General features: G+C 69.2%; 17 protein-coding genes and 4 pseudogenes. 10 read left to right on the top strand and 11 right to left on the bottom strand.

Annotated elements, in window-relative coordinates:
- Positions 1-552: a class I SAM-dependent methyltransferase gene (locus TNCT6_RS34875; RefSeq protein ID WP_141365533.1), complete on the top strand. Its 552-nt coding sequence runs from the start codon at positions 1-3 to the stop codon at positions 550-552.
- Positions 553-646: 94 nt separating this feature from the next.
- Here TNCT6_RS34875 and TNCT6_RS34870 read toward each other — a convergent pair whose 3' ends face one another.
- Positions 647-976, bottom strand: coding sequence for a branched-chain amino acid transporter permease (locus TNCT6_RS34870; RefSeq protein ID WP_141365531.1), 330 nt, complete (start codon positions 974-976; stop codon positions 647-649).
- Positions 969-1,718: an AzlC family ABC transporter permease gene (locus TNCT6_RS34865; RefSeq protein WP_141365529.1), complete on the bottom strand. Its 750-nt coding sequence runs from the start codon at positions 1,716-1,718 to the stop codon at positions 969-971. The genes TNCT6_RS34870 and TNCT6_RS34865 overlap by 8 nt, the downstream gene beginning before the upstream one ends.
- 63 nt (positions 1,719-1,781) lie before the next feature.
- Between TNCT6_RS34865 and TNCT6_RS34860 the strand changes: the two genes are divergently transcribed.
- Complete coding sequence (locus TNCT6_RS34860) at positions 1,782-2,240, top strand: Lrp/AsnC family transcriptional regulator (RefSeq protein WP_141365527.1); 459 nt, start codon at positions 1,782-1,784, stop codon at positions 2,238-2,240.
- Between the two features lie 133 nt (positions 2,241-2,373).
- On the opposite strand, the gene TNCT6_RS34855 is transcribed toward TNCT6_RS34860, so the two are convergent.
- Positions 2,374-3,882 carry a PucR family transcriptional regulator gene (locus TNCT6_RS34855; RefSeq protein WP_141365525.1) on the bottom strand — a complete coding sequence of 503 codons (1,509 nt, stop codon included), beginning with the start codon at positions 3,880-3,882 and terminating at the stop codon, positions 2,374-2,376.
- A gap of 222 nt (positions 3,883-4,104) precedes the next feature.
- Here TNCT6_RS34855 and TNCT6_RS34850 point away from each other — a divergent pair.
- Positions 4,105-4,434: pseudogene (locus TNCT6_RS34850) on the top strand (FAD-binding molybdopterin dehydrogenase); the annotation flags it as partial.
- On the opposite strand, the pseudogene TNCT6_RS42200 reads toward TNCT6_RS34850, so the two are convergent.
- Together TNCT6_RS42200 and TNCT6_RS41315 are read right to left on the bottom strand one after the other, a co-directional pair.
- Positions 4,425-4,565 (bottom strand): annotated as a pseudogene (locus TNCT6_RS42200) (hypoxanthine oxidase); the annotation flags it as partial. The pseudogenes TNCT6_RS34850 and TNCT6_RS42200 sit on opposite strands and share 10 nt — an antisense overlap.
- Positions 4,562-4,657, bottom strand: a pseudogene (locus TNCT6_RS41315) (FAD-binding molybdopterin dehydrogenase); the annotation flags it as partial. The pseudogenes TNCT6_RS42200 and TNCT6_RS41315, both read right to left, overlap by 4 nt.
- Before the next feature lie 3 nt (positions 4,658-4,660).
- Between TNCT6_RS41315 and TNCT6_RS34840 the strand changes: the two are divergent.
- Positions 4,661-6,107, top strand: a pseudogene (locus TNCT6_RS34840) (molybdopterin cofactor-binding domain-containing protein); the annotation flags it as partial.
- 126 nt (positions 6,108-6,233) lie between these two features.
- A complete protein-coding gene (locus tag TNCT6_RS34835) occupies positions 6,234-7,121 on the top strand; it encodes a helix-turn-helix transcriptional regulator (RefSeq protein WP_141367105.1) in 888 nt (295 codons plus the stop codon).
- Between the two features lie 123 nt (positions 7,122-7,244).
- On the opposite strand, the gene TNCT6_RS34830 is transcribed toward TNCT6_RS34835, so the two are convergent.
- Positions 7,245-8,264 (bottom strand): aldo/keto reductase, encoded by a 1,020-nt coding sequence (locus TNCT6_RS34830; protein WP_141365523.1) that lies wholly within the window; start codon positions 8,262-8,264, stop codon positions 7,245-7,247.
- Positions 8,265-8,295: 31 nt separating this feature from the next.
- Complete coding sequence (locus TNCT6_RS34825; protein WP_141365521.1) at positions 8,296-9,210, bottom strand: helix-turn-helix transcriptional regulator; 915 nt, start codon at positions 9,208-9,210, stop codon at positions 8,296-8,298.
- 233 nt (positions 9,211-9,443) lie between these two features.
- On the opposite strand from TNCT6_RS34825, the gene TNCT6_RS34820 reads away from it, so the two are divergent.
- Genes TNCT6_RS34820 through TNCT6_RS34810 form a run of 3 tightly spaced genes read left to right on the top strand, consistent with a single transcriptional unit; the run spans position 9,444 to position 11,439 of the window.
- Complete coding sequence (locus tag TNCT6_RS34820; protein WP_141365519.1) at positions 9,444-9,791, top strand: hypothetical protein; 348 nt, start codon at positions 9,444-9,446, stop codon at positions 9,789-9,791.
- A complete protein-coding gene (locus TNCT6_RS34815) occupies positions 9,791-10,675 on the top strand; it encodes an aldo/keto reductase (RefSeq protein WP_141365517.1) in 885 nt (294 codons plus the stop codon). Before TNCT6_RS34820 ends, TNCT6_RS34815 begins: the two co-directional genes overlap by 1 nt.
- Before the next feature lie 38 nt (positions 10,676-10,713).
- A complete protein-coding gene (locus TNCT6_RS34810; protein WP_253266343.1) occupies positions 10,714-11,439 on the top strand; it encodes an alcohol dehydrogenase catalytic domain-containing protein in 726 nt (241 codons plus the stop codon).
- A gap of 345 nt (positions 11,440-11,784) precedes the next feature.
- Here TNCT6_RS34810 and TNCT6_RS41780 read toward each other — a convergent pair whose 3' ends face one another.
- On the bottom strand, positions 11,785-11,910 hold the full coding sequence (locus TNCT6_RS41780; protein WP_301184414.1) for a hypothetical protein: 126 nt from the start codon (positions 11,908-11,910) through the stop codon (positions 11,785-11,787).
- Between the two features lie 298 nt (positions 11,911-12,208).
- On the opposite strand from TNCT6_RS41780, the gene TNCT6_RS34795 reads away from it, so the two are divergent.
- Together TNCT6_RS34795 and TNCT6_RS34790 are read left to right on the top strand one after the other, a co-directional pair.
- Positions 12,209-13,402 (top strand): DUF418 domain-containing protein, encoded by a 1,194-nt coding sequence (locus TNCT6_RS34795; protein WP_141365513.1) that lies wholly within the window; start codon positions 12,209-12,211, stop codon positions 13,400-13,402.
- The gene (locus TNCT6_RS34790; RefSeq protein WP_253266342.1) at positions 13,357-13,899 is read left to right on the top strand and encodes a hypothetical protein; all 543 of its coding nucleotides are present in this window, start codon (positions 13,357-13,359) and stop codon (positions 13,897-13,899) included. Before TNCT6_RS34795 ends, TNCT6_RS34790 begins: the two co-directional genes overlap by 46 nt.
- Positions 13,900-14,329: 430 nt before the next feature.
- Here TNCT6_RS34790 and TNCT6_RS34785 read toward each other — a convergent pair whose 3' ends face one another.
- The 3 genes from TNCT6_RS34785 to TNCT6_RS34775 are packed head-to-tail and all read right to left on the bottom strand — an operon-like array spanning position 14,330 to position 17,549.
- Entirely contained in the window at positions 14,330-15,205 is an 876-nt protein-coding gene (locus TNCT6_RS34785) for a bile acid:sodium symporter (RefSeq protein WP_141365511.1), read from the bottom strand.
- Positions 15,181-16,515, bottom strand: coding sequence for a Dyp-type peroxidase (locus TNCT6_RS34780; RefSeq protein WP_141365509.1), 1,335 nt, complete (start codon positions 16,513-16,515; stop codon positions 15,181-15,183). Before TNCT6_RS34780 ends, TNCT6_RS34785 begins: the two co-directional genes overlap by 25 nt.
- Positions 16,516-16,535: 20 nt before the next feature.
- Positions 16,536-17,549, bottom strand: coding sequence for a hypothetical protein (locus TNCT6_RS34775; protein WP_141365507.1), 1,014 nt, complete (start codon positions 17,547-17,549; stop codon positions 16,536-16,538).
- Between the last annotated feature and the right edge of the window lies 1 nt (position 17,550).

Genomic DNA, 17,550 nt, shown 5'->3' with positions numbered 1-17,550 from the left:
ATGACGGGCGCGGCGTACTGGGAACCGCTGTGGCGGAGCGGACGGCGACACCGGACCATCAACGAGGCCGAATCCGAAGCGCTGCGCCGCCACCTCGGCCCCGGCCGCGGCCGGCCCGCACTCGACATCGGCTGCGGCGAAGGCGCGCTCACCGCCCAGCTCACCCAGTTCGGCTACCGCACTGTAGGCATCGACTGTTCCCCCACCGCGGTGGCCACTGCCCAAAGCAACCACCCGGATCTCGGCTTCCACGTCCACGACTTCGGCAACGACGACCCCGCAGGTCTGCCCCACCCGTCGTTCAGCGTCATCTCCTGCCGCCTCGTCTACCGATGGATTCCCGACAAGAGCGCCTTCCTCAACCGCGTACGCAGCCTGCTCGCGCCCGGCGGCACACTCTGGTTGGTCACCTCCGTCCATGACCCCTCACAAGGACATCCCAAGGCCTGGGATCTCAACACCGAGGAGATCGAACTGCTCACCACATCGTGGTCACGGGTCCGCCTGACACAGCTCGAGCCTTCATTCCACTGCTACGCCCTGCAGTCGTGACCGCCGCGGCCGAGGGCGTGGCCGTCGGCGCGGTCGGGGTGCCGCCGGTGGAGGTTGAGCCGGTGGGCGGGGGCCGGGTGGTCGGAGTGCGACTTCAGCGGGCGAAGACCGTGCTGGCCAGGATCACGTGGGCAGTTGTGCCGCCGAGGATGCTCAGCAGCGCGTTGCGGCGCCATAGGTGGAGGCCGATGGTGACGGCCAGAGCCATGAGCGGCGCCGCGGCGCGGGCCTCGGTCACCGGCAGGTCGTGGAGGCAGTAGGCGACCAGGATCAGCATGACCCCGGCGGGCATGCGGGTGCTGAGGTACTGGACAGTGCCGCTTTCACGCAGTGGGGTGAGGGCGGCGAAGGGCAGCGCGCGCAGGCCCCAGGTCACGGCGGCGGCGACGAGGACGGCGGCGATGACGTAACCGGTGTCAGGCATGGCGGGGCTTCCGGGACGTGGTGAGGTGGCGGGCCAGGAGGGCGGCGGTGAACAGGGTGAAGGCGGCCAGGAGCATCTGGCCGGGGAAGAGGAGTCGGGCGGCCAGGGCGCTGAGCACGGCCAGGACGGGGGTGGGCACGTCGCCCCGCAGGTCTCGGACGGCGTCGAGGGCGAGGACGGTGAACAGGGCGGTCAGGGCGAAGTCCAGGCCGGTGACGCTGTCGGGGATGAGGGAGCCGAGCAGCGCTCCAGCGGTGGAGCTGCCCGCCCAGTACAGGTGCAGGAAGAACTGCAGCCACAGGATGCGGCGGCTGGACCAGGTGCGGGCCTGCTCGCCGGTGGTCAGCGCGTACGCCTCGTCGCACATCGCGTAGGTGCTGTACGCCTTGCCGAGACGGCCGGTCACGCGGTGCAGGGGGAAGGACAGCGTGTAGAAGACGTGCCGGACGTTCACCAGCAACGCGGAGACCGCGATCGCCGCGAGCGGAGCGGAGCCGGCGACCATGCCGATGAGCAGAAACTCGAACGATCCGCCGAAGATGAGCGCCGCGGACAGCCCCGCCCACCACCAGTCCAGGCCCGACTGCGTCACCAACGCCCCGAAGGCGAGACCGAGCGGAAGGAATCCCAGACCCACGCCGGCGGAGTCCTTCAAAGCCGCGCGTACCTCGGACCGTATCGGGGGCGGCAGGGTGGGCGCGGGCCGAGGCTGGCCCCCGGTGACGACAGGGGTTATGTCCATGAGTGAAATTCTAGAAAGAATCCCGCCTCATATGGCTGCCACTTCCCACTCTATGATCAAGGTATGAGCAATGAAATCACCCTCGACGCCGTGGATCGCGAAATTATGTTTCATCTGCGTCAGGACGGACGGCTGACCAACGTCGAGCTGGCCAGGCGGGTCGGCCTGACCCCGCCACCCTGCTTGCGCCGGGTCAAGCGACTGGAAGAAGCTGGCATCATCACCGGGTACCGAGCCGTCATCGACCCCCAGGCCCTGGGCCGCGGCTTGGAGGTCCTCATCGACGTCGAGATCTACGCCCAGGACCGCAAGAGCTTCCAGGAGTTCGAGGACACCGTGGCCTCCTACGAGGAGGTCACCGAGTTCCGCCGCATGTACGGGCGCCCCGACTACTTCATCCGCGTCGCGGTCGCCGACCACGCCGCCTACGAAGCCCTCCTCACCGCGAAGCTCAGCGGCCTGCCCGCCGTTCTCCGCCTCGAATCCCACCTGACCATGAAGAAGATCAAGACCAACCCCTGATCGCAGCCCTGCCGCTCACCGCATCCTCGGCGCCTTGAAGGGCGATCACGGCGGCATCATCGGCAAGGCGACCGCCGACGTGGGCGAGGAGATCGGCCCGCAGGCGGCGGATCAGTGACGAGGGGCTCTCTCGTCACGATCGGCACAGCAGGGCCGTCCACAGGTCGAGGCGGTCGGTGAGGCGGGACAGGTCGCGGCCGGTGAAGTGCTCGATGCGCTGGATTCGGTAGTGGACGGTATTGACATGCAGGTGTAGGGCCTCGGCGGTACGGGCCCAGGAGCCGTCACAGGCGAGAAAGGTTTGCAGGGTGTGCAGCAGCACGGCGGAGGAGACGCTGCCGGTCTCGAGGAGGGGGCCGAGGACGGTGCGTCTGTAGGCGGTGCGGACCTCGGTCGGTATGCCGGTCAGCAGCTGATCGACGCTGGAGAGCGTGGTGACATCGGTGAGCAGGGAGGCGTCGGGGGCCGTACTCCGTGCGGAGGCCAGGGCGTAACGGGCCGCGGCCAGGGCTCCAGCCAGCTCCTGCGGCCCCGCGGCCGTCGCCCCGATACCGCCGCGCAGCGGTACGGACGGCTCGCACCCGGCGACCAGGCGCCAGACCTCGCCGGACAAGAAGGGGAAGTCTCCGGGGAGGACGGCGAACGCCGTGCCGTCCGGAAGGCAGCCCACGGCCGCCGGCAGTTCCACGTGAGCGACCACTTCCGCCAGCGCCCCCAGCGCCAATCCCTCACGCGGTTCACCCGTGTCGGCGGTGATCACCCGGTACGGCCCCTCCGCATCCGGCAGTCCACACGCCCGCAGCGCGGCCGCCACGCCCGTGCTCTCCCGGCCGGCCCGGACCAGCACCGCACCGAGTTCGTCCGCCGCCTGACGGTCGGCGGCCCGGCGCCTGGTCTGCCCCTCCTGGCAACGGCCCAGGATCGCGGCAACCTCGTGCAGCATGCGCGGCGGTGCAATATCCAGGTCGGGTAGGTAGAGGTGCCAGCGTTCGTACGGTGTGGTGGCGGCGTCCGCGTCGAGCGCGACCGTCCTCCCGGTGCCGTCCGCCAGCACCGCGATCGCGCCGGAGGCGGAGAGCGCAGGCGCACCCTCCGTCGCCGCGACCGTGCGGCCGGTGGCGGAGAGGACGTAGGCGACAGCCGCCCGGCCCAGGTGGGCGAAGGCGGCGGCGACGATCGCGTCCGGGCCGGCGTCCTGGGCGGCAAGCCGGCTCAGGTGGGCGCGGGCGTTCTCAGGCAGTGCGTGGCAGCGGCTCAGCTCTCCCCACTGCTGGAGGTACACCTGGTCCGTGATGGCCCGGAACATGACATCGGTCGGGACGGCCGCCAGCGGGAGGCTGTTCCGTGCACACGCCTCGATCAGGTCGTCCGGGACCGCGCCGTGCGTCTCCCCCCCGGCCAGCAGCACGGCGGCGTCCGCGCTGCGCAGCCCCGCCACGAACCTTTCCGCCTTTCCCTCCCCTCCCTCAGGCGTCCACCACACGAGCCCGCTGAGCACGACCTCCCCCGGCCGCACGAAGCGCGCGGGGTCCTCCAGGTCCGTGACGGTGACACCGCTGATCTCCCGCTCGAGCAGTGTGTCCTCGGCCCACAACAGGCGCAGGCCGAGAGTCTCGTCCCTCAGGAGGTGCTCGACGTGCATGTGCTCCGGCTCCTTGTTCAACCGCCGGATCCGGCCCTCCACGGACCGCCACCCAGCGAATCCGCATCCACTGGGCGGATACGGGTTTCAGCATGGTAAGCACCAGATCAAATGAGCGAAATGCCTCTTGGTTGATCCTCCAGGAGGGGCGCCGGAAGAGCCGGCGTTTCCGTGTTGTGAACCAGTCGTCCAGGACCAGTTCGCGTTGCTTCACTGACGCCCATGGACCTGAACACGGTGCTCGAGATACGCGACGCCCGGGAACTCGCGCCCTGGCGGCCTGGCGATGCCTGGCTGGGCGGCGGCACGTATCTGTTCTCCGAGCCGCAGCCCCGGCTGCGGCGCCTGGTGGACCTGAGCCGGACCGGCTGGACCCCGATCGAGCTCCTTCCGGACGGCTCATTGGAGATCGCCGCCACCTGCACGATCGCCCAGATGTCCCGGTTCGCGAAGGCCACCCTCGATGCCGAGGCAGCGCCACTGTTCGAGCGGTGCTGCCGGGCCTTCCTGGCCTCGTTCAAGATCTGGAACATGGCCACGGTCGGTGGCAACCCCACATGGACCGTGCAGGCATCGCAGCCCTTCTTCACGCCGAACCAGCCGTGCTCGCGCAGGTAGGTGCGCAGACACTGACCCGGGCGGGGCTCCTCCTCGAAGAACCGTCCATTGACCTCGACCCTCATCGTGCCGTCCTTCCCAGTTCCTGCCGGATCTCATCCGCGTACCGGTACGTCATGTGCCGCCGCCACTCGGGCAGGCCGTGGATGTCGTCGAACCGGGCTTCCAGTGCGGGTTCTGCACGGCCGGTTTCCTGATGACGACAGCAAAACTCGATGAGGACCAAGTCGCCGACCTGCCACGCGCGTTCAAGGGCAACCTGTGCCGCTGTACCGGCTACCGGGCCATCGAGGAAGCCGTACGCGGCGTCTGCCACGTCGAAGCCCCTTACGCCGGCGAGTCCGTCGGCCGCAACCTGCCCGCCCCGGCCGGACCCCAGGTCGTCACCGGCACTGCCCGCTACACCTTCGACCTCGACGTGCCCGGCCTCCTCCACATGAAGCTTCTCCGCTCCCCGCACGCCCACGCCCGCATCGTCACGATCGACACCTCCGCCACCCTCCGCGTCCCCGGCGCCCATGCCGTGTTCGCCCATCTCGACGCCCCCGAACGGCACTTCTCCACCACCCGTCACGAGCACCCCGAGGAGGACCCGGACGACACCCGCGTCCTCGATGACACCGTGCGCTACATCGGGCAGCGGGTGGCAGCCGTCGTGGCGGACAGTGAGGCGGCGGCCGAGGAGGGATGCCGACGCATCGAGGTGGAGTATGAAGTGCTGCCGGCGGTCGTCGATCCGGAGGAGGCGATGCGGCCGGGTGCGCCGGTCGTGCACGACAAGGACGCATCGACGGCGCGGATTTCACGTCCCGGCGCCAACGTCGTGGGCGAGGCGCACGGCGAGATCGGGGACGTCGAGACAGGTTTCGCCGAAGCCGATGCCGTGTACGAGGAGACCTTCCGCACCCAGCGCGTCCAGCACGCCAGCCTGGAGACGCACGGCGCCGTGGCCTGGCTCGACGAGGACGATCGCTTGACCGTACGCACCAGTCCGCAGACCCCGTTCCTCACCCGCCGTGCCCTGTGCGCCCTCTACGACCTGCCCGAGGAGAAGGTGCGGGTGGTCGCGGGTCGCGTCGGCGGCGGCTTCGGCGGCAAGCAGGAGATGCTCGTCGAGGACATCGTGGCCCTCGCCGTCCTGCGGCTGCGCCGCCCGGTGAAGCTGGAATACACGCGTGCCGAGCAGTTCTACGGCGCCACCACCCGGCACCCCTTCACCATCGGTGTGAAGATCGGCGCCCGGCGTGACGGCACGCTCACCGCACTCCAGCTCCGGGTCGTGTCGAACACCGGCGCATACGGCAACCACGGCCCGGCCGTGATGTTCCACAGCGTTGGCGAATCGACCGCCCTGTACCGTGCCCCACAAGAAGGTCGACGCCTACTCCGTCTACACCCACACAGTCCCTGCCGGCGCCTTCCGCGGTTACGGACTCGGACAGGTGACGTTCGCCGTCGACTCCGCATGGGACGAACTCGCCCGCCGACTCGGCCTGGACCCTCTGGAGTTCAAGGCGAAGAACATCATCTGCCCGGGCGAGCCGATGCTCATCCCCGGTGGCCACGAGGAGGACCTGCACATCGCCAGCTACGGCCTCGACCAGTGCGACAAACGGCCGGGGACAGCGCCACGTCCTCCAGGTAAGCGCCCCTCGTGGCGGCCAGCCAGTCACCGTCGATGGGTGTACCGGCAGTACATCCCTCATGCGGCCGGCTGCACGTACGGTCGAGGGGTGGACAACCAACAGGAGGTCCGCGAGTTCCTCACCTCGCGGCGAGCCAAGATCACCCCGGAGCAGGCCGGACTGCCCTCCGGGACCCGGCGCCGCGTCCCCGGCCTGCGCCGAAGCGAGGTCGCAGCCGACATGAGCGTGGAGTACTACGCCAAGCTCGAACGCGGCAACCTCGCCGGTGCCTCCCCCGCCGTCCTCGAGTCCGTCGCCCACGCCCTCCAGCTCGACGACGCCGAACGTGCCCACCTCCTCCACCTGGCCCAGGCAGCCGACGGCTCCGACGCTCTCACCCGCCCGCGACGCCGACACCCCGCCCGGCAGTGGACCTGGACCCCGCACCGCAGCCTGCAGTGGACGCTCGACGCGATCACCGAAGGCCCCGCCTTCGTCCGCAACGGCCGCATGGACATCCTCGGCACCAACGCCCTCGCCCGCGCCTTCTACAGCGACGTCTACGCGAACCCCCACAACCAGGCGAACCTCGCCCGCTTCACCTTCCTGGACCCCGCGTCCCGCCGCTTCTACCCCGACTGGGGCCTGGCCGCCGACGTCACCGTCGCGATCCTGCGCACCGAGGCCGACCGCAACCCCCACGACAAGGAGCTGCACGACCTCGTCGGTGAACTCTCCACCCGCAGCGAGGACTTCCGCACCCGCTGGGGCGCCCACAACGTCCGCCACCACGGCACCGGCACCAAGAATTTCCACCACCATGCCGTCGGCGACCTGACCCTCGCATTCGACGGGTTGGAAATGGCGGCCGAGCCCGGCCTCACCGTCACCATCTACACCGCCGAACCCGGCTCACCCTCCGAAGAGGGCCTGCGTCTGCTCGCCTCCTGGGCCGCGACACAGGAGGCTCCAGCCGGGCGGCCGCGAGTGAACTGACCCCCTCCCCACGGCGCCGCAGTGCCGGAAGGTGGCGGCACCTCTTCCGGCGAACCAGGGGTGACAAGGAGGCAGAGGCCATGCCGGAAGCGATCCGGCCCCGGGCTTCCGGGCCGGATCGTGTCAACGTCGCCGCTGGTCAACCCGCAGCTCGAAGTCGCCGTAGCTGTTGTCGACCGGGTTGACCGTGACCCCGGGGGCGACGATCTCGTCGATGGCGTCGAGCACGTCGGAAGACAGTGTGACGTCGGCGGCGGGCAGGAACGCCTCCAGCTGCTCCATGGTGCGCGGGCCGATGATCGCCGAGGTGACGCCCGGGTGGTTGATGACGAAGGCGACAGCCAGCTCGATGAGAGTGAGGCCGGACTTCTCCGCCAGGACGGCGAGCCGTTCGACAGCGTCGAGCTTGCGCTGGTTGGCGGGGGTGGTCATGTCGAAGCGGGCCTGGGGGCGCGCCGCGGAGGCGGGGCCCTCGGAGGCGTTCTTGCGGTAGCGGCCCGAGAGCCAGCCGCCGGAGAGCGGACTGTAGGTGAGCGTGCCCATGCCGTGACGGCGCACGGTGGGGAGCACGTCCTCCTCGATGCCGCGGACCAGGATCGAGTACGGCGGCTGCTCGGTCACGAACCGCTCCAGGTGCCGCTCCCGCGAGGCCCACTGAGCCTCGACGATCTGGGAGCCGGAGTAGGACGAGGAGCCGATGTAGCGGACCTTGCCCTGGCGCACGAGGTCGGTGAGGGCGCCGAGGGTCTCGGCCACGTCCGTGTCCGGGCTGGGGCGGTGGACCTGGTAGAGGTCGACGTGGTCGGTGCCCAGGCGCCGCAGGGAGTTCTCGACCTCACGGATGATCCAGCGCCGCGAGCCGCCTCGCTGGTTGAGGTCGTCCTGGTCCATCGGCATGAAGAACTTGGTCGCCAGGAAGACATCGTCGCGGCGGTCCTTGAGCGCCTTGCCGACGATCTCTTCGGAGACGCCGGCGGAGTACACATCAGCGGTGTCGACGAAGTTGATGCCCGCGTCGAGGGCGCGGTGGATGATCCGCACCGAGTCTGCTTCGTCCGCGTTGCCCCAGGGGCCGAACATCATCGCGCCCAGGCAGAGGGGGCTGACTTGGACGCCGGTGCGGCCGAGCGGTCGGTACTGCATGAAGCATTTCTCCTCGTTGGTGTCCGTCTGGTCAGTCGCTCCCTGGCCGGTCGCTCCAGGAGGAGACGGCCGTTCCGGTGCTCGCCCAACTGGCGAGGAGACCGAGTGCCTCCCGCTCGCGCGAGTCCGGTTCAGGGACATAGAAGTTGAGCCGGAGGCCGGGGTCTGACGGCAGGTCCATCGCCTCGTAGGGCAGGGCGAGGTCGCCCACCAGCGGATGATGCAGGTTCTTGACGCCCGAACGGTGGAACTTCACATCGTGGCGGGCCCACCGGCGGGCGAAGTCAGCACTCCTCGTCGTCAGCTCACCGATCAGATCGATCAGCGCCTTGTCGTGCGGTGCCCGGCCCGTCTCGGTCCGCAGGAAGGCCACCGCGTCGTCGGCGCCCTTGTCCCAGTCGACCCAGAATTCCCTGCTCGCGGGGTCCAGGAACATGAAACGAGCACTGTTGACCGGCCCGCGCTGAGCGAACAGCGGCGAGTCGAAGACGGGTGCGTACAGCGCGCGGCCCAGCCCGTTGGTGGCCAGGATGTCGAACCGTGCGTTGCGGACGTATGCCGGTACGTCGGTCATGGAGTCGAGCAGCCGCAGGATCGTCGGACGCACCCGGGAAGCGGTCACCGTGGGCCGTCGGCCTGTGGGAGTGGCGGCACGGGCCAGGTCGTAGAGGTGGGTGCGCTCGGCCTCGTCGAGTTGCAGAGCGTGCGCGAGAGCTTCGAGGACCGAGTCGGAGGCTCCGCTGAGGTTTCCGCGCTCCAGCCGGACGTAGTAGTCCACGCTCATGCCCGCCAGCAGAGCAACCTCTTCACGGCGCAGGCCCGCGACACGGCGCTTTCCGCCGAAGACCGGCAACCCGGCCTGCTCCGGAGTGATCCGAGCGCGCCGGGTGCTCAGGAACTCGCGGACCTCGGCGGCCAGAGTCCTCTTCTTGTCACTCTCAGTCATGGTCAGACCTCGGGAGCTTGATGGGCGACGCGTCGGCGGGGCGTGTCCTCGGACCGACCGGCGTCGAACGTGGGGTGGGTGACGGCTTCGGCGCGGGCGGCGAAGGGCACGGAGGCCTCCTCTTGGTCGGCCGGTGCGGATCTGGTCGCTCAGTCGGTGCGAATCTGACCTGCACCCTCACGGTAGGTGCGTCGGTGAGCGCCTGCGAGGTACTGCCATTACCTGGAAAGGGAGTGACTCCCACCTGCGCGTCCAGCCGCGGTTCCCTGGAGAAGGCCAAGGACTGCGAGTCCTCGATGGGCCCGATCAAACCGACCTGGAGGAACAGCGTGCGCGCAGCACTCATGCACGAAGTGCTCGACGTCCGGTTCGGGCAGGGCGCCGACCCGTACCTCAAGGAAGCACAAGGCCCTCGAGGTGCTGGTGCGGCTGCGAACCGGCAGCCTGTCTCGGCCGCCGACATCGCGGCCCGCTCGGGAACGGCCCTGACCAGCTCCGCTGTCCTGCTCGCGCTGGCGGTCGTGACCGTCCTCACCCTCATCGTGCCCGCACGGGCTACTCACAACGAAAGGTCCCTGTGATGCAGACCCTCACCCTCAACAACGGCGTCGAGATGCCCGCCCTCGGACTCGGTGTCTTCCAGACTCCGCCCGATGAGACCCAGGCCGCTGTCAAGGCCGCGCTCGACCTCGGCTACCGCCACATCGACACCGCCGCCGCCTACGGCAACGAACGCGAGGTCGGCCAGGCCATCCGCGACTCCGGAGTGCCACGCGACGAGATCTTCATCGAGACCAAAATCTGGATCAGCGACTACGGCTACGACGAGACCCTGCACGGATTCGACAAGAGCGCCGAAAAGCTCGGGGTCGACCAGATCGACCTGCTGATCCTGCACCAGGCCCTGCCATCGGACTTCGACAAGACCCTCGCCTCCTACCGTGCCCTGGAAAAGCTCCTGGCCGACGGCAAGGTGCGAGCCATCGGCGTCAGCAACCTCATGGTCGACCACCTGACCACGCTGCTGGACGCCACCTCCGTCGTGCCGGCGGTCAACCAGCTGGAGATCCACCCCTACTTCCAGCAGCGTGCCGTGCTCGACTTCGACGACCAGCACCACATCCTCAACCAGGCGTGGTCCCCGATCGGCGGGATCACCTTCTACCCGGGCTACGGCGAGGACCGCAAGAGCGTCCTTGCGGACCCGGCCGTCGCCCGCATCGCCAAGGTGCACGGCAAGAGCCCCGCCCAGGTGCTGCTGCGCTGGGGGCTCCAGCAGGGCCGCTCGGTCATCCCCAAGTCCACGAAGCGCACCCGCATCGCCGAGAACATCGCCGTCTTCGACTTCGAGCTCACAGCAGACGAACTCACCGCCCTGGACGCGTTGGAGACCGGTCGGCGCGGCGGCCCCGATCCCGAGAACGTCACCCTCGCCGCCTACGGCCGCGCCATTCCCGAAGCCTGACCCGATCCTCCAGCACCAGAACCCCAAAAAGTATCCCCGTGCCCACCACCGTCAAAGCGTTCGGCGCCCACGACGTGCGTCAACCGCTCGTTCCCCTCACCATCGAGCGCCGCGACGTCGGCCCGCACGACGTCAAGCTCGACATCCTGTACTGCGACATCTGCCACTCCGACATGAACTTCGTCGGCGGCGAGTTCGGCCCACTGCCGACCAGCCCGCTCGTCCCCAGCCACGAGATCGTCGGAAGGATCACCGGGACCGGGCCCGAGTTCACCCGCCACCGGGTCGGCGACCTGGTCGGCATCGGCTGCATGGTCAACTCCTGCCGCGACTGCGAGAACTGCCGGGCCGGGCAGGAGCAGTACTGCCTCAACGGCCACACCCTCGTCTTCGGCAGCCCCGACCCGGCCGAGCCCGGCGCCCACACCCAGGGCGGCTGCTCCGAGGCGATCGTCGCACCCGGGGACTTCGTCGTCCGCGTGCCCCACAACCTCGACCCGGCCGCCGCGGCGCCGCTGCTGTGCGCCGGCATAACCGTCTACGCGCCGCTCAAGCGGTACATCGCCGGACCGGGCACCGAGGTCGCGGTCGTCGGCCTCGGCGGCCTGGGCCACCTCGGCGTGAAGATGGCCCAGGCCATGGGCGCCGACGCCACCGTTCTCTCGCAGTCCGACCGCAAGCGGGAGGCCGCCGCGGCCGTGGTTGCCGATCACTACGCCGTCCCCGGGCGACGGATCCGCGTTCACGGAGCCGGCCCCTCGTGATGGGGGTGCGTAGTTCGTGGGCGAAGTCGGCGGTGAAGCGCTTGGCCGGCGCCGGATGAGCGAGGTCGCGGGCGGTCTTGCGCGGGTCAGGGTTCGCGTCCTGGAGGTTGCGGCTGATCACGGTCATGTCCACGCCATCCGCGCGTTTGTCGGCGAGCAGGCCGCCGAGCAGAAAGCACCACCGCGATCCTCGCGCGTGCGGCCACCGCCACCGGGCACGGGCACGGTGCAGCCGGTTGGTGTTGACGACGGTGCACGACACTCCAGGAACAGTCGTCGTTCATCATGGCGACGAACGCCTCCTGACTGCCCGCTTCCCAACGAGCCGGCAGCCTCGCCACGTTGTTACCGGAAGGCAGCAGCAAGGCCGTCGATGTCCGGCATCCGGATGTCCAGCAGGGCCACGTCCGGGCGTTCCGCGCAGACGATGTCGACGGCCGGCACCAGTCGCCGCCACGACCTCGATCTCATCGGCCCCGTTGAGGACGAGCCGGAAGATCGGAGCAGTGCCTGATCGTTCACCACCGCAAGCCGGATCACATGTGTTCCGGCTCACAGTCTGTTCGGGGCCGTCGGCTGTACATTCGAAAGCACACCGGCCGATGGCTGTCCATCCCTGCCACACCGAGCCCAAAGCCCCAGATGACCAGGGCGGCTCCGCAAGCAGCGGCTCCAGACACCCGGCAGGTGGGCCTCCGCCGGATGGCGGGGCGGCCCGGACATCTGCCGGTTACCCGGCGATCAGCCCACGCTCAAAAACCTGGAAGGCATGACGCAGTACTCAGACGTCGCAGCTCCTGTGGTGGACGCCCCGGCCCCCGCGCGCGACAGCAAGAAGGCGGCGACGGGCCGACTGATCGGGCTGGACCTGGCCCGCGGACTCGCGGTATTCGGCATGTACGCGGCCCATGTGGGGCCCGACCCTGACCAAGGGGGTGTGACCGGCTTCCTGATGGAGCTGGCCCATGGCAGGTCCGCCGCGCTCTTCGCCCTCCTGGCGGGCTTCGCCGTTGTTCTCATCACCGGGCGCAGGACGCCGAAGACGGGGCGGGCCGGGCGCCAGGCAGTGGTCAAGGTGGTGATCCGGGCCATGATCCTTCTGGCCCTGGGCACCGCCCTGACCATGAGCGGCACCCCGGTCGATGTGATCCTCGCCTTCTACGGCCTGTACTTCCTGCTCGTACTGCCGGTGTACCGGCTCAGCGCCGGCCCCCTGGCGGCGATCGCCGTGGGAACGGCCCTCGTCCTGCCCCAGGTGCTGTACGTGGTGCAGCAGGCGATCGGCGACAGTGGCGTCCGCTCGCCCGGTGAGCCCGACGGCATCGTCTCGCTGCTCTTCACCGGCACCTACCCGGCCCTGACGTGGATCCCGTTCGTTATCGCCGGCATGGCCGTGGCCCGCCTGGACCTGGCTGCCACCGCTGTCCGGACGCGCCTGGCCCTCACGGGTGCCGCCCTCATGATCACCGGCTACGGAGGCTCCTGGCTGGCACTCCACCTCTTTCCCGGCGTCGTCCACGCCATCGGCGCGTCGACGTCGGCCGGGAATGGGGCGAGCGTGTGGTGGTCCGACACCGCGGGTTATCCGTCCGGGGACACCCCCGCCTGGCTGTGGGCTGCCTCCCCGCACAGTGAGACCACCCTGTCGATCCTGGGCAACACCGGCGTGGCGATTACGGTCGTGACCGCGTGCCTGGCCGCGACGAACGCTTTCCCGCGGCTCCAGTCCCTGGCCCGGCCGGTTATCGCAGTCGGTTCCATGTCGATGACCGCGTACGTCGGCCACCTCGTCGCCATCCGATTCCTGGGCATCGAGGAACTGCCCGGACTGCCCCTGCACGTCCTGCTCTGCTTCATCGCGGCCGCAATGGTGTTCGCGACCGTCTGGTCGCGCTTCCAGCAGCGCGGACCACTCGAATGGCTGATGGCCAAGGCGACGGGCCTGGCCCGGCACATCCGCTGAGCGCAGAACCGGCCGGGCCAACGCCCACCGCCGAACAGGAGCCCGGCCTGGCGGAACCCGACGGCCGCCGCATCGGGCTGCGGCTCAGCTCCGCCGCCGGTTTCGCCAGGGTCTTCGTGGCCCTGGTGGCGATGAGGCCCGCCTTCGAGAAGCTGCCCACGGCCATGGCGTTCCTGCTGCCGGTGCCGTTCATCCTCTGCCACTCGGCGGGCCCCGGCGCCAACGGCAAGTCCATCGCCGCGCTCTCCTACAGCAGTGACGTCCGCGCCCTGGGCACCGGTGTCACCGGAATGGTCGGCAGCTTCGGCAGTGTCGTCGGCCTGTACGTGTTTCCGCAGATCAAGGACTCGCTCGGACCCACCGACACCTTCCTGGTGCTGTCCGTCGTGCCACTGATCGGCCTGATCACTTACCTGTTGATCAAGTGGGACCCGCCCAAAGGCCACCTCTGGCGACGAGGTTTCCGCGCACCCTCCTGGCCTGGCACCAGCGTCTGATCAAGGACAAGTCGACGCAACCGGCCTCGCCGGGACGCCCGCCTGTGCCCGAGAAGCTGCGCGACCTGATCATCCGGCTCGGCGCCGAGAACCCACGATGGGCTTCCGGCGTGTCCACGGCGAACTCCGTCGCTCTCGCCAGTCGCGCAAGCGCAGCCAGCGACACCCGGAATCCGCCCTTTCGCGGCTGACCCGGGCGTCCTGCGCCGACGCACAGGTGATCACTGCATCCGAGCGGCTGGGGCGCCGATGCCGGTGCGGCGGCGCCCGACGATTGCGGCGACGGCAGCCGCGACCAGGCCCGCGGCAGCCATCGCCGCGCCCACTGGACCATGTGCGGCGAGCAGGCAGCCTGAAGGGCGCTTCCCGCGAGCGTGTCAATGCTCCGGTACTGCCTTGATCGGCGGCCCCGGGGTGGGCATCGGGTTGGTCAGCGGGTCGCGTGAGTATTGAGACTGCCGCGCCCGCGGCTGAGGAACGCGGCGATCGGCAGCGCCGCTACCAAACCACTGAGCAGCACCGCGGCGAGCGCGCCGAGGATCGCCGGCTCGCCTGCGAAGGCGATACCGACGGCTGCCAGCGCGGGACCCACGTTACGCACAGCAGCGACACTTCCCATGGTGGTGCGACGTACCGTCGGCCCCGTGGCCAGCATCGTGCCGACGGCGAAGGCTGCGCTGGCGAGGGCGAACCCCGCCAGCAGGGCCAGGGAGCCGACGAGTGCGACCACGTCACGCCAGTTCCCGAGCAGCATGCCCACCAGCACGATCAGGAACGTCACGTTCGAGACCTTGATCGCGGTGGGGTGCCAGGAACCCGCTGCCCTTGGGGCGTTGTGGCGCAGTAGCAGTCCGAATGGTACGAGATGCAGGATCGCCACGGTCCGTACAAGCGCGGCCACGTCGAGGGAAACCCCTCCGCCGACCTTGGCGGCGGTGAGGATGCCGTTGACGGTCGGGCCGAAGGTCAGGCTACCGATGGCGGCGAGTAGGACCTGCATGGCCGCGCCTGCCACGACATCGCCGTTCTGCACCATGGCCAGCTTCGCGCCGAACGGCCCGCCGGGTGAGGAAGCGACCAGCACCAGCGCGATGAAGGAGGCGGTGGGAAGGCCGAGCAGCTCGGCCAGGCCCCAGCCGAGCAACGGGATGATCACCAGGTTGCCGAGCAGCGCCAGCAGGAGCAGCGGGAAGTCGGCGAAGACGCCCCACAGAGCTGAGCTGGTGGCTGAGGCGTTCCGGTCCGGTGGTGGGGCGCCCGGGCGGGCCGCAGCGCCACGGTTCAGTCCTGGAGGTCGCCCAGCCACCGCAGGGCGCTCAGTCCGGGCAGGAAGCAGTACTCGCCCCCGCGCGTGACCGTGAACCGCGGCATCTGTGGCAGACGCCGCCGTACGGGCCGGCGCGGGATGGTGTAGTCGGTGACGCCCTCGTAGGCTCCGGCTATCGGGTCCTTGGTGTTGGCTGAGCCGAAGAAGACGCCGTCGTTCAGCCACTCGGACTGGACGAACTCGAACTGCCGCCCGAGGTGGGCACCGATGAACGCGAACAACAGTCCCCGGTCCACTCCGTCGTCCTCGACGGCGCCGTCCGCAAGCGGCGGTCCGTAGACGGCGCCGCGCCTGATCATGCGGTGCAGCCTCACTTCTCCCGCCACCGACGCGTCCCGGGGATTGGCCCGGCGGATGTGGCAGCCGCCGGGGGTGATGAACCCCGCTGGGTCGTCGCGCTCGTAGAGGAAGGTGTTGCGGCGATGTGGGTCGGCGCCCAGCGCCGGGTCGTCCTGGTGGGGGCTGAGCGCCAGTGGTGCGCCGCTGCGCCAACGCCCCAGGACCTTGGCTGCGAGCAGTTCCTCGTCCTCGCGGCTGGTGGATTGGTCCTTCAGACAGCGCCGGAACGCGGCGACGCGTTGGTGGAGTTTACGGAAGACCGCGTAGCTTCCGTTGCGTCCGAGTATCTCGGGCCACGGGGTCTGGACGCCGCCGAGCTCGTCGGGGTAGCCGAGAACGAACTCGCCGGCCCTCAGCGGCCTTTCCAGCTGGTTCGACCCGGCGATGCCGCTGCCCTCGATGGCGGGGTTGCTGACGCCGTCCCGGTAGCCGAAATGCTCGGTCTCCGTAGGGAGTGCGTAGCAGTCCTGCCGCCAGATCGCGGTGATACCGGTCAGGTGCTCATACGTCAGGCGGGCCCGATCGATGGCCGCCTCCAACTGCGCGATGTCGGGCGCGACCGCGGTGAGCACCACATGGACGTCAGCCGTGCCCAAGGGCGTCTCCCAGTTCTCGGGGCTGCTTTCGCCCACGTCGCCGAGCGCCTTGGCCCGGGCGGCCATGCCCTGCCGGAACTCCCAGGCGAAGGTGTCCAGCGACTCGCGCGGCACCCCGAGCGCCTTGAGGCCGTGGTAGGTGACCGCGACGCTCACCCAGGTGTCCCCGAGCGGGCTGGTCGAGTCTGCTGCGGAGGTGGTCGCCGCGCTCGCGCGCCGCATCAGCTCCCGCCCATGTGCCCGGTCGTCGATGCGGAACAAGAGGTAGGTCACCGCATAGGGCGTCGGCCTGGGGCTGAGAACTCCGCGCTGAATGTCGTCGAGTTCAAGGGCGATCTGCTTCTCCCCACTCATAGTCCCGCCTCCCAGCGGCGCTACTTCGAGACGATGTTCCTCCAGAAGTTCCGCAGGCTTTCGTCGCCACCGAACAGCGAGCTGAAGATCGTGGAGTCCGCCAGCAGAACATCGCCGGCCCGGTCACCGCTCGGTGGCATCCACAAGAACATGTTGAACTCGGTATTGCCGGCTTCGGTGAACGGGTGCGGCCGGGAGGTGTCGATGGGCTGACTGGCCAGTACATGGATGACATCCGGCTCTTCCGTCGTCACGGCGTAGTGCGGCAGGTGCAGGTGGAAGTTGAACGTGGTCACCCCCTCCAGCCAGCCTTTTGTGTCCAGATCCCGGGCCACGGTCAGTGGAGCGATCTTGTTCGGTTCCCGCACCGCCGGACGCAGCCCGTAGCGGTTCTCGACGGGGACTCCCAGCCCTTGCATCAGACCCCGGAGGTGCCTGGCGAACCGCTGCTGGCGGGGAACCAGCGGGTCGCCGTGGTGGCGATGCTCCATGTCCCGTACGGTCAGGTCGTCCGACGCTCCGACGTCGTGGTGCGGGCCCAGGACCAGGGAGGTTCCCTCCCGCGAGAGGAACTGCCGCAGGGTCTCGATCTCCTCCGGCTCGGCATCCTGTCCCGTAACCATGTGGTCCAGCCCGAAGACGAACAACGTGTCAGTGTCCGCCAGCACCCGGTCGTCCAGCAGGGTCCGGAACCCGGCCTGATCGATGCGTTGATACACCGGCACGGTGTGCCCGGTGGCCTCCTCGACGAACGATTGGAAGGGCACCCAGGCCCAGAAGAACAGCTCCAGAGACCCCGCGATGCCCTGCAGGAACTGCAAGGGGTCGGACCACCTCGGCTCCTCGTACGCGGGCCAGGCAACCCGCCGGACCTCGGTCATCGTGGAGAACCGGTTGTCCAGCTCCGCCGGGTTCCTTCCGGCCTCGGCCGGATAACTCCAGGACACGTATATGCTCACCCGCCGCTGGCCCGGCGTGTAGGGGCGCAGAACATGATTCTGGTTGTAGGTACGGGCCGTCCTGGACTCGCTCATG

Origin of the sequence: Streptomyces sp. 6-11-2, from assembly GCF_006540305.1 — a bacterium.
Classification (GTDB): domain Bacteria; phylum Actinomycetota; class Actinomycetes; order Streptomycetales; family Streptomycetaceae; genus Streptomyces.
Note: the sequence above shows the minus strand (reverse complement) of the source record. Positions and strands in the feature narration are given on the sequence as shown.